Genomic DNA, 15,892 nt, shown 5'->3' with positions numbered 1-15,892 from the left:
ATCTATGAACAAACAACAAGCGTTACTAGAAATTAATCAACTAAAAGAACAACTTAACAAGTGATCTTATCAATACTATGTTTTAGATAATCCAACAGTTGATGATGCTGAATATGATCAGCTTTTGGTTAAACTAATTAGTTTAGAAAGAAAATATCCCGAGTTAATTACTTTAGATTCTCCAAGTCAAAGAGTTGGTGGAACTGTGATTGATGCCTTTAAAAAAGTTCAACACCAATCAGCAATGTTAAGTTTAAATAACGTTTTTAGTTTTAAAGAATTTTTAGATTTTAATCAGCAAATAGCTAAAGTGACAAATACTATTGAAAATAGTTATTTTGCTGAATTAAAAATTGATGGTTTATCAATTTCTTTGGTTTATGAAAATGGAGTTTTAACAACTGCTGCTACTCGTGGTGATGGCATAATTGGTGAAGATGTGACTGTTAATGTTAAAACTATTAAATCAATTCCTTTAACAATCAATAAAAAATCTAGAGTTGAAATTAGAGGAGAAATTTATCTATCTAAATCAGAATTTGAAAAGATTAATCATGAACGAATTTTAAATCAAGAACAATTATTTTCTAATCCTAGAAATGCTGCAGCCGGAACTTTAAGACAGTTAGATTCAGCAATTGTTGCTAAAAGAAAACTTGATGCATTCTTATATTATTATCTAGCTGATGATTCAGAAAATCTTACTCAACAACAATCAATTGCTAAACTAAAAGAATTAGGTTTTAAAACAAATCCTGAATGCATGTTATGTTCTAATTTAGATCAAGTTAAAGATTATATTGATAAATACACAAAATTAAAAGATCAGTTAGATTATCAAATTGATGGAATTGTTTTTAAGCTTAATGATAAACAACTTCAACAACAAGTAGGTTATACTGTTAAAGCTCCAAAATGAGCAACAGCTTACAAGTTTCCTTCAGAAATTAAAACTACTAAGTTATTAGATATTTTTCCAACTGTTGGAAGAACTGGAAAAATTACTTATAATGCTAAACTAGAACCTGTGAAATTAATGGGAACTTTAGTAAGTGCTGCTAGTTTACATAATGCTGAATTTATTAAATCTAAGGATTTAAGAATTAATGGTTATGTCAAAGTTAAAAAAGCTGGTGATATTATTCCTGAAGTTTTACAACCAATAATTGATCCTGATTTTGTTAACTTAAAAAAATGAAAACCTGATCTTTATTGTCCTGCTTGTTTTAGCTTGTTAGAAAAAAATGACAATGAAGTAGATCAGTTTTGTATTAACCTTTCTTGTCCTAGACAAGCTATTAGGTGCTTGCAACACTTTGTTAGCCGAAATGCTACTAATATTGTGGGACTTGGCGATCAGCTAATCATCACTTTATTTGAAAATAAAATTTTAACTAATATTTTAGATATTTATTATTTAGATCAACATAAAGAACAAATTTTAAACCTAGAAGGTTTTGCTCAGAAAAAGTATGACAACTTAATTAAAGCAATTGATCAGTCAAAATCAACTAGCTTTGATAAAGTTTTGTTTGGTCTAGGTATTAGACACATTGGTCAAAAAAACGCTAGAATCTTATCTAAACATTTTAAAAGTATTGATAATTTAAAAAACGCTACTTTTGAACAATTAATTAGTATTGATTCAATAGGTCCAGTAATGGCACAATCTATTGTAGATTGATTTCAGATTCGAGAAAATATAAAATTAATAGAAGAATTAAAACTAGTTGGACTTAACTTTTCATACTTAGATTCTCAAATTTCACAAGGATCTACAATAGCTAATAAAACATTTGTAATCACAGGAACTCTATCACAAAAAAGACAATACTTTGAAGAAATTATCTTAGATAACTTAGGAAAAGTGACATCTTCAATTACATCAAAAACCGATTATTTACTAGCTGGTGAAAATGCTGGATCTAAACTAAAAAAAGCTCAAGACCTACAAATCAAAATAATCAATGAACAAGAGTTTTATAATCTACTAAAATAAGGAGAAAAAATAATGAAAAGCCTAATTGATAAAAATTATTTAAAATCTCTAGCAAAAGATCTGATGATAGAAGCAAATGATCAAGAATTAGATTATGTGCTTTCTATTGAAAACGCTATTTCACAAAAGCTTGAAAAAGTTATTAGTATTGATACTGAAAATGTAAAACCAACTTTTTATCCTTTAAAAGATATTGGTAGTTTTTTGCGCGAAGATGACAACCCACAAGTTATTGATCAAAAATATCTTTTAGAAAATGCACCAACTAAAGATCAAGACTACATAACAGTGGTAAAGGTGGTAAATTAGCATGGACTATAAAACTAAAAGTATATTAGAACTGCGTGATGATTTAATTAACAAAAGAATCACTACAACTGAATTAGTTAAAAAAGTGATTAGAGAATTAAAATCTGAATTAGATTCTAACACCATTAACTATCTTGCTGAAACTCAAGCTTTGAAAAAAGCAAAAGAAATTGATGCTAATTTTGACACTACTAATCTTTTATGTGGAATTCCTTATCTAGCAAAAGATAACTTTTCAACTAAAGATATTCCAACATCTTGTTCATCAAAAATTTTAGAAGGTTATGTGCCTGGTTTTTCAGCAACTGTGATTGAGCGACTAGATGATAGTGGAGCAATTTTACTAGGAAAAACTGCTTTAGATGAACTTGGAATGGGTGGAACTGGTTTATCTTCATGTAATGGAAAAATAGTTAATCCTAGAGATAAAGCTCGACTAGTAGGAGGATCAAGTTCAGGTTCAGCTTATTTAGTAGCTAAAGGTATTGTACCTTTTGCCACAGGTTCAGACACTGGAGATTCAATTAGAAAACCTGCTAGTTATAATGGAATTGTTGGGTTCAAACCAACTTATGGAGCTTTATCTAGATATGGCTTATTACCTTATGCACCAAGTTTAGATACTTGCGGGTATTTCACTAGAAATGTTGATGATATGGCAGTTTTATGTGATGCAAGCTTTGGTTTTGATCCAAAAGATTTTACTTCTATTGAAGTTAATGAAACTAATTTCTATCGTCAACTTAATAATTTTGATAACACAAAAAGTTTTGGGTATTTAACTAATGTGCTTGATGCTCTAGATCAAGAACATAAACAAAAATATCTTGATTTATTTGAACAATTAAAAACAAAAGGATATGCCGTTAAACCAATTGATTTTTCACAAGAATTATTAGATGCAGTTTCACCAGTTTATATGATGATTTCATTTAGTGAAGGTGTTTCAACAAATGCTAACTTAGATGGTATTAAATTTGGAAGCAGAGTTGAAGGTAAAGACTATATTGAAATTATGACTAAAACTCGTAGTCAAAAATTTGGTCCAGTTGTTAAAAGACGTTTTTTAATTGGTTCATTGAATTTAAAACGTGAAAATCAAATTAAGTATTTAATTAAAGCAAAAAAAGTTAGAACACTAATAAATCAAGCAATTGACAAAGTGTTTGAAACAGTTGATGTCTTATTATTACCTCCAGCAAGATCAGTTGCTCCTTTGATTGATAAAGCTGAAGAAGTAGACGAAAACTCATCTCAAAATGAGTTTTTAGATGATATTTTAATTCTTTCCAATTTTTCAGGAACACCATCAATTACGATTCCATTTTTTGAAATTGAAAAGATGCCAGTTGGAATTAATATCACTACCAAAGCAAAATCTGATCTTTTAACTTTACAAGCAGCAAAATTATTAGAAAACATCATCGGTATTAAAAACCAAATAGTAGAGGATTAAAATGAAAAATTTTGAAGTTATTATTGGTATTGAAAATCATGTGGAATTAAAAACAAAAACTAAGATGTTTTCGCCTGCTCCTGTTAGTTTTGGTCAAACTCCAAATACTCAAGTTCACGAAATTGATATGGCTTATCCCGGTTCATTACCTTCAGTTAATAAAAAAGGTGTCGAATTAGCGATATTAGCATGTAACGCTTTAAATATGAAGATTGACACTTTATTAAAATTTGATCGAAAAAATTATTTTTATCCTGATCTAACAAAAGGATTTCAAATTACACAACAATTTAACCCAATTGGGTTAAACGGAAGTTTAGAAATTACACTAAATAATAATCTTAAAAAAATCATTGAAATTGAACGTTTACACATTGAAGAAGATACAGCAAAACAAATTCATAAAGATGATTTAACTTATCTTGATTACAATCGTGCTGGAGTTGGATTAATTGAAATTGTTACTAAACCTGTAATTAGAAGTGCTGATGAAGCTTGTGCTTATGTTGAAAAATTAAGAGAAATATTATTACTTTTAAATGTAAGTGATGTCAAAATGAATGAAGGGTCACTAAGAACTGATATCAATATTTCTATTAGACCATTTGGATCTAATAGCTTTTCAAATAAAGTTGAAATTAAAAATCTAAATTCAATTTCAAATATTAGAAAAGCAATTGATTTTGAAGTTGTCAGACAAACTGAAATTATTCTTGCAAACAAAGTTGTTGAACAAGAAACAAGAAGATTTGATGATTCAACTAATAAAACAGTTTTAATGAGAAGTAAAAGTGACGCTTTAGATTATCGTTATTTCAGAGAACCAAATATTTTTCCTATTCAATTAGATAAAACTTGAGTAGCTAGTGTAATTAAAAATTCTCCAGAATTAGCTGACCAAAAACGTTTGAGATATACAAATGATTTAGGTTTAACTTTAGAAGATGCAAATATCATTTTAACTAGTCTAGAAATGACTGAATTTTTTGAAAAAACAATTAAATTAACTAACAATTATATAAAAGTTTCAAAGATGCTAATTTCTGATGTGCAATCAAAATTAAACCTAGATAATTTAACAATTGATCAAATTAAATTATCACCTGAAAACTTAGCAAGTGTAATTAATTTAATTGATCAGCAAATTATTTCTTCAAAACAAACAAAAATCATCATGCCGATTATTTTTGATTCTAATGATGAAACAGTTGAACAAATTGTTAAAAGACTGAATTTAAAATTAATTTCTGATCCTAGCCAAATTAAAAAAATGTTAGAGCCTATTTTAAAACAAAACATCGAACTACTAGCTCAATATCATCAAAGACCTGAAAGAGTTATTAAAACTCTTATGGGACAATTAATGAAAATTAGCAATGGAAATGTTAATCCAGATTTAGCAACTACAATTATTGATCAAATGATTAAAAAACTTAATAAATAAAAAGATTTGCAAAGTTGATTGTGCAAATCTTTTTTTATTCTTCACCTTGAATTTTTTTAGCTAGCATATTAATAATTGTGTTTTTTGCAAACACAAGTATCATATCTCCTTCTTTTAGTTCTGCATAATCATCTGGTAGAATGATTTTACCTTTATGTCTGATTTGAATAATATTAAAATCTTTGTTAGATGATAGTCCAATTTCTTGAATAGTTTTATCAAAAATATCAGGATTAGCAACTTCAAGAGTTGATGAAACAAATTCATCATCAATAGATTGTACATTAACATCAAAATCAATGTTAAACACTGATCTTATTGCAGTAATTTGTCCAGCAATTCTATCAGGTACAATGATCTGATTTTCAGCCAATCCTAGAGCTAATAGAATACGTCTTTGTGATTCATCTTTTGCTCTTACAATAATTTTTTTACATTCCAAGTCTATTAAATTTAATATAGTTGCTAGTGATGCTTCATTATTTCCAATTCCAACAATCACTCCATCATAAGATTGAATTCCGTGTTTTTCTAATGCTCTTTTGTTTGTCGAATCTAAAACAATTGCATCAACAGTGCTGTATTCTGAAAGATATAAATTTAGTCTTTTTTCATCACGATCAAATACAGTTATTGATTGTCTTTTTTCAACAAGAGTAGCAATAACTGATAAAGCAAAGTTAGAAATACCAATGATTGCAAAGTTTTGTTTTCCTGCCATGATTTGCGCACCTCTTTAACTACATTAAATTATACATAGCTTTTATAGTGATATAATTATAACGTTGAAAAGAGGTGCAAAGATGGTTCCAAAAGATCACGATCAAAATGAAACAAACTCAAACCAAAACAACACCTCAAAACGTTTTAAAAAACCTTTTTTTAAAAAATGAAAAATTCAAGAAAAAGATAAATTTTTTATTAAATTTAAAAACTTTTGACCACTTTCTAAGACATCAGGAAAGATTTTTTTAATTTATCTTTGCATTATTTTACTTGGAGCACTGTTACTTTCGATTCCTAATTTTGCTCTAACACCAACTGCAAATCCTAGATATAGTTGAGACTACCTAACTGGTATTTTTTTAGCTTCTAGTGCTTTTAGTGATACAGGATTAACTGTGATTGATGTTTCACATTCTTATACTTTTACAGGTCAGTTAATTTTATTATTATTAATTGAAGCTGGTGGGATTGGAGTTTTAACTTTTAAAGTAGTTTTATTTTTAATAATTAATAAAAAAATTTCTATTTCAGATACTATGGTAGCTCAATCTGAAAGAGGAAGCACTATTACTAATTCAACTATTCATTTAATTAAAGATGGGTTTATTTGACTTAGCATAGTACAAGTAACTTCAGCTTTTATCTTATTTTTCTTATTCTTTTTCAATAAACCTGGAACTGTTAATTCAGCAGGTGTTCAACTAAATGTTGTTTCACCTTATCATAATTTTTGAAAATCATTATGATTTGCAATTTTTCATTCAACAAGTGCTATTAATAATGCTGGCTTTGATATTATTTCACCTAATTCGCTACAACCTTATAATGTTGATAATCACAGAGTTTATGCAATTCAAGTCATTTTTATGTTGGAGTGAATTATTGGTGGATTAGGTTATCCAACATTTCATGATATTAAACGTAAAATTCAAGCAAGAAAACAAGGTCAAAAAGTTAAGTTTAGTTTATTTACTAAATTAAACTTTTGAGTTTATTTAACACTATTTATTTTGGGCCCAATTGGAGTGTTATCAACTGAATATGCTAGTTATGATAATTCATTAATTTTTCATAGTTTTGTCAATGGTCAAAAAATAACCAAGCCATTTATAATTAGTTTTGTTGATATTTTATTTAATACTACTGCTTCACGTAATGCTGGTTTTTCAACTATTAGTATTGATAATTTTAACCCAGGATCAAAATCAGTTTTAGCAATTTTAATGTTTATTGGTTCAGCTCCAAGTTCAACAGCCGGAGGAATCAGAACCACAACTTTTGCAATTCTGTTATTATCTACAATTTCAATTATTAAAAATAGAAAATATACCAGCGTTTTTAAAAAAACCATTCCCGATGAAACGGTCAGAAGAAGCTATGCCACCTTTTTTATTTCATCATTTTTAATCTTTATTGCCTTATTTATTATTTATATTGATTCACATCAAGTATTTGAAAATATTGCAAAAACTGGTTCAACTAACAATCAGAGTGTAACAACTCAAATACTAGTCTTGATAACTAGTGCATTTGGAACGGTTGGGTTAAGCCCTTTAGGTTATGATGATATGTATAAACTAAAAGCTACTACTAAAATATTATTAGTTTTAATTATGTTTATTGGACAATTAGGTGTTTCTAATACCTTGTTAATTTTTATTAAACCAGCTAGAGAAGAAGCTTTAAAATTCTTAGATGAAGATGTAACTATAGGATAGAGTAATTATGATCATTTTAGATGGAAAAAAAATTGCAGATCAAAAAAAGCAAATCTTAAAACAAGCAGTTGAGCAATTAAGATCACAAAATAAAAGAATTCCTAAACTAGTAGTGTTATTAGTTGGTGATGATCAAGCAAGTAAAGTTTATGTTGCACATAAAACCAGAGCAGCTAATTTAGTTGGAATTGAATCAGAAGTTTTAAAATTTGATCAAAAGGTTTCTAAACAAGAATTATTTCAAGTTATTGACCGATTAAATAATGATAATAGTGTTGATGCAATTTTATTACAATTACCTTTACCAAGTCAGTTTGATGAAGAATCATATCTACAAGCAATTTCTGTTGAAAAAGATGTTGATGGTTTTCATTACATTAATCAAGGTAAAATGTTTCAGAATTATCAAAGTACTTTTCCTTGCACTCCATTAGGTGTCATAAATTTGTTAAAAGCATATAATATTAAAGTTGAACATAAAGATATTACAGTTGTAGGTACTTCAAATATTGTCGGAAAACCATTAGCAATTATGTTGTCAAATATGGGTGCAACTGTAAGCATGTGCAATAAAAATACTACTGATATTAGTAAATATACTAAAATCTCAGATATTGTTATCTCAGCAACAGGTAAGCAATTTATCATTACTAAAGAGATGATTAAAAAAGGTGCTGTTGTTGTTGACGTTGGTATTACAAGAGATTTAGTTACTAATAAATTAGTTGGTGATGTTGATTTTGAAAATGTTCAACACTTAGCAAGTTATATCACACCAGTTCCGGGAGGAGTTGGTCCTATGACTGTAGTTACATTATTAGAAAATACACTTAAGCTATATTACGACCGCGAAAAAGGAAGTAGCTAAAAATGAAAAAAAATTTACAAAGATACTGACAAAAAATTATCTATCTCTTTGACGCTAAACAGGCATATGAATATAATAAAACTTTTAAAACAAGTAATTTAATTATTCAAATTTCAGCCGGTGTTGGAATGTTGTTGGCTTGATTTATGTTTATTTTTGGAATCGTTGGTTTAGTTGTAGGAGCTGAACGTCTTGTTTCAAGTTCAATTAAACTAAACACCGCAGCAGGAGTTAGTTTATTAATTTTAGGAAGTTATATTTTCTTATTTTCTGCTTTAGCTTTAACATTATCAGTAATTAGTATTTATTTTCGATCAACTGTTTTAAAAGTGGTTCTATCAATTGTTGCTATTAGTTCAGTTGCATGTATGGTTGGTGGAATTTATCTGTTGTTTGTTAAAAAAATCCCAGACTCTAATTTAACTATCAATCAAGTAGAACCAGATGATCAAGATTATGAAGACCCAGATTATGATGATGACAATCAAGATCAAGACTATGAAGAACAAAAACTAGCATATCAAAGACAAGAACTTGAAAGACAAAGACAAGAGTTAGAAAGACAAAAACAAGCTCAAAAACAACAAGAACAAATTAATAGAGCTAGGATAATTGAAAAATTAAAGCAAGTTCAAAAGATCTATGAACTAGTTCAAAAAAATGAAATTAGTCAAGAAAGATTAGATTTAGTTTTTGCAAAAGATGAAGAATTTAAAGAACTTTATGAACAAATAAAACTAAATCATCAATTAAAAGATGAAAGATAATCGCAACTTTTTTGATCTAAAAATTTTTAATTAAGCAATTTTTAATTGCTTTTTTATTTAGTTTTTATTTAGATTTTTTGAGCTTATATTTTTTGAAAAAAACTTCAAAAATACTTGAAACTTAAAATACGTGGTGATATTATCTTTATTGTCTTAGATAAAATTAACTAGTGACCAAACAATTATTTAAAGATTTTGGCTTTTTAGCTCAGTTGGTAGAGCAACCGGCTGTTAACCGGTTTGTCACAGGTTCAAGTCCTGTAAAAGCCGCCATTATCTGGCCTGTTGGTGAAGCGGTTAACACACACGGTTTTCATCCGTGGACACACGGGTTCGAACCCCGTACAGGCTACCATATTTTGGAGTGTTAGCTCAGCTGGGAGAGCTCCTGCCTTACAAGCAGGCGGTCATAGGTTCAAGTCCTATACACTCCACCATTTTTTATTTTGCTGACTTAGCTCAGTTGGTAGAGCAACTGACTTGTAATCAGTAGGTCGTAGGTTCGACTCCTATAGTCAGCACCATTTTGAAAATACAAGCATCTGTTAAAGATGCTTTTTTTTACTTTTATAACAACTTTAATTAATCTGTAGAAAATTAGAAATTATCTCTTGTCTTAAACTAAGAAAAACTATTAATAGCATCTTTAATAACTTATAATAAAATTAGGACTATATTTATTTAAATAAATATATTAGAAAGAGAAAGGAAATCTAGCAATGAAAAAACTTTTAACAACTTTAACAGCTATAGTTGGAACTAGTGGGTCAATTTCAACTTTGATTTCATGCAAAGTACCAACCTTTGCTGAAGGTGTTTTAGGCCAAAAAGTTGTTATTGTTACAGATGGTGGTAATATCAAAGATCAATCATTTAATGAAAGTGCTTGAGAAGGTGTAATTAAATACGGTGCTCAAATTCATAGTAATTTCGATATAAAAGATGAAAAGGAGGCTAGAAAATTTAATTATGCAAGTTCAATTGGTGGAAAAACTAGATGAGATGCCGGCAGTCACTCATTTAAAGATCAAGATATAGAATTTGCTCAAAAAAATAGTAATAATTTTGTTGAAACTCCAGATCATTCTATTGATGCTTTTAGAACTTCATATAACACAGCAATTTATAAAAAAGCAGATGCGATTTTACTAGCGGGATTTGGTCATTTGAATGCTGTTGACTATGCTTCAGATAGAATGCAAAAATCAGGAAATAAAACAGTTGTTTTATTAGATGCCGCATTTCAAAAAGACAATATTATTTCAGTATTATTTAATTCTGAATTAGCTGGATTTAATGCTGGTTGAGATGCAATTATGTGAGCAAATCTTCCAAAAATGACTAGCTTGAATAGCGGTGAGTTTTCTCAAGAAGCAATGGAGGCTTCTAAGAAAAATGATGGATCTATGCCATTACAAGGAGCAAAAGCCGGAAACAAATATATATCAATAGGTATGTTTGGTGGAATCACTAATAAGAATGCTGTTGATAACTATATGTGAGGACTTCTTGCAGCAATGCATGTATATAATAGTAAATTTGCTGGTCAAACTATTAAATTAAAAGACAATAAAGAAAAAGAAGTTGAGTATAAGTTACAACCTGTTTATTTTGCTAATGAAGGAATAAGAGCAACTGCCGATAAATTAAATAATGTTAATGAAAATGCTTGATTTTCAAAAGGGTTTGATGTTGGTGGAGCAACAAAATCAGGAGTAGTTGACAGGCTAATTGCAAATCAAGCAGATATTATTTTCCCTGTTGCTGGACCGCAAATTAATGATGTTTTAGAAGCTACAGGATATAAACCTTATGTTATTGGTGTTGATACAGATCAAGTTACTAGTGTCGGGGCATCAAAAAAAGGTAATGAAACTAGATTTATTACAAGTGCTAAGAAAAATATTGTTTCAGCTTCAGTTTATGCCTTAAATAGAGCAAGATCCCTACAAAAAGCTTTTGTTGATGGTAAGGAATACACTAGAATGATCAAAAATGGTGCTATAAGTAATGATGTTAAGGATGGAAAAACTTTAGTTGGTGAAGAATCTGATTGATCAATTTCTTCATCAAGAAAAGCCGATACAAAATGAAATCCTGAAAGAGTTAATGGGCTTGTAACAAGTGCTGCCAACTTATCTGTTGAATCTATGAACTATTCAAAGGGAAAAGCTATGGAAATTGAGAAAAAACTTAAAGAAGCTTTAAGAGACTCTGGAGATACCTTTAAAAAATATATATCAAAATCATCACTAGATAAAGCATTGGATTTAATTGGAAAAACTATGAATGGTAGTGAGTGAAAAGACTTAAAGTTAGAAAACGATGGTATTGCAGGAATTAAGGATTACTGAGATATGTTAAAAAAATCAACATCACCAACTAATTTAAAAAAGGAAGCATAAACTTATGAACGAAAAAGAAAAACAAATTGATTATGCTATTGAGATGCAAAATATTACTAAAACATTTTTAAACGGAGCGATTGTTGCTAATGATGATGTAACAATTCAAGTTAAAAAAGGTGATATTCATGCCTTAGTTGGTGAAAATGGTGCTGGTAAATCTACATTAATGTCAATTTTATTTGGTTTATATCAACCTACATCTGGAACAATTAAAGTTAATGGAAAAGAAGAAGAAATAACAAATCCTATCAAAGCTAATAAATTAGGAATCGGAATGGTACATCAACACTTTAAACTAGTAGAAGTAAATACAGTTTTAGAAAATATTATTTTAGGTGTTGAAGAAATTAAAGCTGGACTATTTTTAAATAAAGTAAAAATGCGTGCTGAATTAATTGAGATTATGAATAAATATGATCTACATGTGGATTTAGATGCAAAAATTCAAAATATCTCAGTTGGAATGCAACAACGTGTAGAAATTTTAAAAATTTTATATCGTAAAGCCGATATTTTAGTATTTGATGAACCAACTGCTGTACTAACTCCACAACAAATTGAAGGTCTTTTAAAAGTGATGAAAAATCTTCAAAAAGCAGGAAAAACTATTATTTTTATTTCACACAAAATGGATGAAATTAAACAAGTAGCTAACGTAGCTACAGTGATTAGACTAGGTAAAAAGATCATTGATTTAGATGTTTCTAAAGTTACAGGAAACGAAATTGCTGAAGCAATGGTTGGTAGAAAACTTGTTGAAGTTAAACATAGATACACTGAACCACTATCTGATGAACCTCTGCTAGATGTTATTAACTTAACAGTTAAAAAAGATACCAATCCTAAAGTGTATGGACTAGAAACTTTTAGTGTAAAAGTAAGACCCGGTGAAATTGTAGCAATTGCTGGAGTTGAAGGAAATGGTCAACGTGAACTTGTTGAAGCAATTACAGGTTTAGTTAAACCAGTTTCAGGCGGGATTGTCTATAAAAAACTAAACATTGTTAATAGTAGTATTAAAAAACGATACGATATGGGAATGGCTCATATTCCTGAAGATAGACATAAATATGGAATGCTGCTTGATTTTTCTGTTGAAGAAAATATTGTTAGCCAAGAAATTGATAAAAAACCATTCTCACAATTTGGATTTATTAATAAAAAAGCTGTCTCAAGATATGCTCAAATTGTTGTTAAAGAATTTGATGTTCGTGGTTCAAGAAACGGAACCGCGGTCGCTAGAGGACTTTCTGGAGGTAACCAACAAAAAACAGTTGTTGGGCGTGAAATTAAAAAAGAACACGATTTATTAGTTGTTGTTCAACCTACACGTGGACTTGATGTTGGAGCTATTGAAAATATTCATTCACATATTTTAAAAGAAAAAGAAAAAGGTAGAGCAATTTTATTAGTTTCATATGAATTAAATGAAGTTATGGCTCTTGCTGATCGAATAGTTGTTATTAATGATGGAAAACTAATCGGTCAACTTCCTGGAAAAGGAGCTAAAAAAGAAGAAATTGGAGCGCTGATGACTGGTCAAACTTTAGAACAAATTAGAAAAGAACAAGCAATTAAGACTGGCAAGGAGATAACAAGAAATGCAATCTAAAATCTGTTGAACCTTATCTAGAAAAGCAAAATACTGATTTAGTTCAGATGCCGCAAAAACTAAAAGAAAATATATTAAAGGTTCTTTATTTTCAATTCTTGCAGGATTTATTGTTTCTGGTATTTTTCTATCATTTTTAAATATTAATCCTTTCCAATATTTTGCATTGCTATTTGGAATTAATTTTGATTCAAACTTTTATGAAATAAGTTTAAACTGAATGGCAGTTTATATTGTTGCAGGACTATCAATGGCGATTGCTTTTAAATCAGGAGTGTTTAACATTGGAGCTTCTGGACAGATATTAACTGCAACAAGTGTTGCAACAATCATTTTATTTTATGGCAAAGAAAATCAACAAGTGACATCAGTTGATGGTTCAATGATTGTGTTGATGTTTCTTGCTTGTGTAGTATCTGCTGCTTTTCTAGCTTTTATTGCTGGATTATTAAAAGCATTATTTAACATTCACGAAGTTGTGTCAACTATCTTATTAAACTGATCAGTATTTTATATCTTTAAATGATTTTTTGGTCATTTTAAAGAATTTGCAGGTGGGTTGTCATTTACTTCAAAAAACATTCCAGCTGAACAGTTAAATATTGGATCTAATACAGTAGTAATTCCTTTATTAATTGCTTTGGTTTGTGTGGTTGTGGTATGAATTTTATTTTCAAAAACAACTTTAGGATTCAAACTAAAAGCAGTAGGTTCATCACCAACAGCTTCTAAGTATGTAGGAATTAATGTCAAAGCTCAAATTATTAATTCACTAACTTTATCAGGAGCACTGGCAGGAATTGCTGGATTTATTTCAATGTTTACAGTTAGTCCAAACAACTTTTTTGCTACTAACAGTTTACCTACTTTGGGATTTGATGCAATTGCTGTTTCACTAGTGGCATTTAATAACCCAATAGGAATTATTGGAATTGGGTGGTTATGAGCAGTAATTAAAACTGGTGGTGGACCTGTTTCATCACTATACAATATCTCTACTCAAATCAGTGGATTGATTTCAGGAATTTTAATTTATTTCACAGCAATTGCATCAATCTTTATTATGTTTAAACCTTGAGAGTTATTAAAAAACCGATTCAACTTATTAACTTCGGGTGTTAGCAAAGAAATTGTTTGAAAATTAAAATGACATCAGTTTAAGTTAAAACTACAAAAAACCTTTTTAATCTTTACAAAACAATATAAAGATCAAGTTAATCAAACTTATCAAGAATATCTAACCAATCAGCAAGTTCAAAAACAACTAACTAAACCACATTGATTCTGAAGTGGAAGAAAAAATGTTAAGTTAGCCTTAAAAAAAGAACTTAACCATTCAATTATTATGATTGATAATAAAATTGATGAAATTAAAACTTTTGTTAATGAAGATAAAACTAGACTTAATGTTAATGGTCTAAAAATTAAGTTAAAAGAACAGTTAAGTTTAATTGATGCTAAATTTATTCAACAATCTCGTGATTATGATTTAGAACTAACAGATTATAAATACAAAGTTAAACAAACTAAAGATAAAGTTTTAAAAGAATATTCAACAGCCGTGAAAGAAAATAAAAAATTTCATAAATTAAGAGTTCAAGAAATTAAAATGTTTAGAGATACTCAAATTGGAATTATTTCTTATGAATTTGATTATCGTGATAATGTTATTGAAATTAAGGCTAATAAGTTAAAGACCATTGCAATTTTAGAAGAACAAATTAAAAATCTTAAATCAGAATACAAACTACAAAAAGAAATTCTAAAATTAGATAAAACTTTAGCTAGTTCAGAAAAAACTAAAAAACTAGCTGAAGTTAAACAATCAACAAACCAACAAATTAGTCAATTAAAACAAGAAATTACTAAAACTAAACAACAAGCTAGTCAAGAAATTTCAGAACAAAAAGCTAAGTACCAAGCTCAAAAAACCAGAGTTAAAGATGAACAAGTTCAATTACAAGTGATTTTAAGCCAATATCTTGATGATCTTGAAAAAGAACAATACCGTTTTGAACAAGCTAAAAAAGCTGCACTAGCAAACAAACAACAACGTCTTGAAAAAATTGATATTAAGCGTTCACAAGCTGATGTTGATAAAGCTAAAGTTTTATTAAATGAATTGTCAACTTTGATAGATGATCATTTAGATTTAAACTTTAATCAACAAGCAATCAAAAATAATCAAAAAACTTTGAAAAAAGCTTTAGAACTTCAAACAAAAATTAATGAGTTATTTGGAGCTGAAATTATCAAAGATTATGATGCACTAGAATTTATTAATCAAAAGACAAAAATTAGTTTAAAAGCTTTCAAATTAATTACTTTTTTAGAAAAACAAAACATTTATGTGATTACTAGATTTGAAGAACAAGAATTAATTAATCATTATCAGAATTGAATTAAGCAAGCCCAACAAATTCTTGATGATAATAAACAACAGTACCAAACAACTGTTGATCAGGCACCAAGAAAAACACTATCTGAATTAGAAGAATTATTTAATTTAGAAAAATCATTAAAACAACAAACTAACTTAAATATTTTAAAACTAGAAAACACAATGCTAAAGGAGGTTAAGTAAT

General features: G+C 28.6%; 11 protein-coding genes and 4 tRNA genes. 14 read left to right on the top strand and 1 reads right to left on the bottom strand.

What is annotated here, in order from left to right:
- Window positions 1-4 precede the first annotated feature (4 nt).
- Genes ligA through gatB form a run of 4 tightly spaced genes read left to right on the top strand, consistent with a single transcriptional unit; the run spans window position 5 to window position 5,208 of the window.
- Entirely contained in the window at window positions 5-1,999 is a 1,995-nt protein-coding gene (gene ligA / locus MPUT_RS03080; protein WP_014035321.1) for an NAD-dependent DNA ligase LigA, read from the top strand.
- 12 nt (window positions 2,000-2,011) lie between these two features.
- Entirely contained in the window at window positions 2,012-2,308 is a 297-nt protein-coding gene (locus MPUT_RS03075) for an Asp-tRNA(Asn)/Glu-tRNA(Gln) amidotransferase subunit GatC (RefSeq protein ID WP_014035320.1), read from the top strand.
- 1 nt (window position 2,309) lies between these two features.
- Window positions 2,310-3,764, top strand: a complete 1,455-nt coding sequence (locus MPUT_RS03070; RefSeq protein ID WP_014035319.1) for an amidase family protein — start codon at window positions 2,310-2,312, stop codon at window positions 3,762-3,764.
- Between the two features lies 1 nt (window position 3,765).
- Entirely contained in the window at window positions 3,766-5,208 is a 1,443-nt protein-coding gene (gene gatB, locus MPUT_RS03065; RefSeq protein ID WP_014035318.1) for an Asp-tRNA(Asn)/Glu-tRNA(Gln) amidotransferase subunit GatB, read from the top strand.
- A gap of 34 nt (window positions 5,209-5,242) precedes the next feature.
- Here the strand turns inward: gatB and MPUT_RS03060 are convergent, their stop codons facing one another.
- Window positions 5,243-5,929 carry a potassium channel family protein gene (locus MPUT_RS03060; RefSeq protein WP_014035317.1) on the bottom strand — a complete coding sequence of 229 codons (687 nt, stop codon included), beginning with the start codon at window positions 5,927-5,929 and terminating at the stop codon, window positions 5,243-5,245.
- 82 nt (window positions 5,930-6,011) lie between these two features.
- Between MPUT_RS03060 and MPUT_RS03055 the strand changes: the two genes are divergently transcribed.
- The 10 genes from MPUT_RS03055 to MPUT_RS03010 all read left to right on the top strand — a co-directional run bounded on the left by MPUT_RS03055 (window position 6,012) and on the right by MPUT_RS03010 (window position 15,891).
- Entirely contained in the window at window positions 6,012-7,652 is a 1,641-nt protein-coding gene (locus tag MPUT_RS03055; protein ID WP_014035316.1) for a TrkH family potassium uptake protein, read from the top strand.
- Window positions 7,653-7,659: 7 nt separating this feature from the next.
- A complete protein-coding gene (locus MPUT_RS03050) occupies window positions 7,660-8,520 on the top strand; it encodes a bifunctional 5,10-methylenetetrahydrofolate dehydrogenase/5,10-methenyltetrahydrofolate cyclohydrolase (RefSeq protein ID WP_014035315.1) in 861 nt (286 codons plus the stop codon).
- A 2-nt stretch (window positions 8,521-8,522) separates the two neighbouring features.
- Window positions 8,523-9,287: a hypothetical protein gene (locus MPUT_RS03045; RefSeq protein WP_014035314.1), complete on the top strand. Its 765-nt coding sequence runs from the start codon at window positions 8,523-8,525 to the stop codon at window positions 9,285-9,287.
- A gap of 197 nt (window positions 9,288-9,484) precedes the next feature.
- Window positions 9,485-9,560: transfer RNA gene (locus MPUT_RS03040), tRNA-Asn, on the top strand.
- A 6-nt stretch (window positions 9,561-9,566) separates the two neighbouring features.
- Window positions 9,567-9,642 (top strand) — tRNA-Glu (locus tag MPUT_RS03035).
- A 6-nt stretch (window positions 9,643-9,648) separates the two neighbouring features.
- Window positions 9,649-9,724: transfer RNA gene (locus MPUT_RS03030), tRNA-Val, on the top strand.
- Between the two features lie 11 nt (window positions 9,725-9,735).
- Window positions 9,736-9,811 (top strand) — tRNA-Thr (locus MPUT_RS03025).
- Between the two features lie 195 nt (window positions 9,812-10,006).
- Window positions 10,007-11,692, top strand: coding sequence for a BMP family ABC transporter substrate-binding protein (locus MPUT_RS03020; RefSeq protein ID WP_014035313.1), 1,686 nt, complete (start codon window positions 10,007-10,009; stop codon window positions 11,690-11,692).
- 4 nt (window positions 11,693-11,696) lie between these two features.
- Window positions 11,697-13,307 carry an ABC transporter ATP-binding protein gene (locus MPUT_RS03015; protein WP_014035312.1) on the top strand — a complete coding sequence of 537 codons (1,611 nt, stop codon included), beginning with the start codon at window positions 11,697-11,699 and terminating at the stop codon, window positions 13,305-13,307.
- Entirely contained in the window at window positions 13,297-15,891 is a 2,595-nt protein-coding gene (locus MPUT_RS03010) for an ABC transporter permease (RefSeq protein ID WP_014035311.1), read from the top strand. The genes MPUT_RS03015 and MPUT_RS03010 overlap by 11 nt, the downstream gene beginning before the upstream one ends.
- The last annotated feature ends 1 nt before the right edge of the window (window position 15,892 follow it).

It is taken from the genome of Mycoplasma putrefaciens KS1, from assembly GCF_000224105.1.
In the GTDB taxonomy this organism is placed as follows: domain Bacteria; phylum Bacillota_I; class Bacilli_A; order Mycoplasmatales; family Mycoplasmataceae; genus Mycoplasma; species Mycoplasma putrefaciens.
This window is presented reverse-complemented; position numbering and strand designations above follow the sequence as displayed.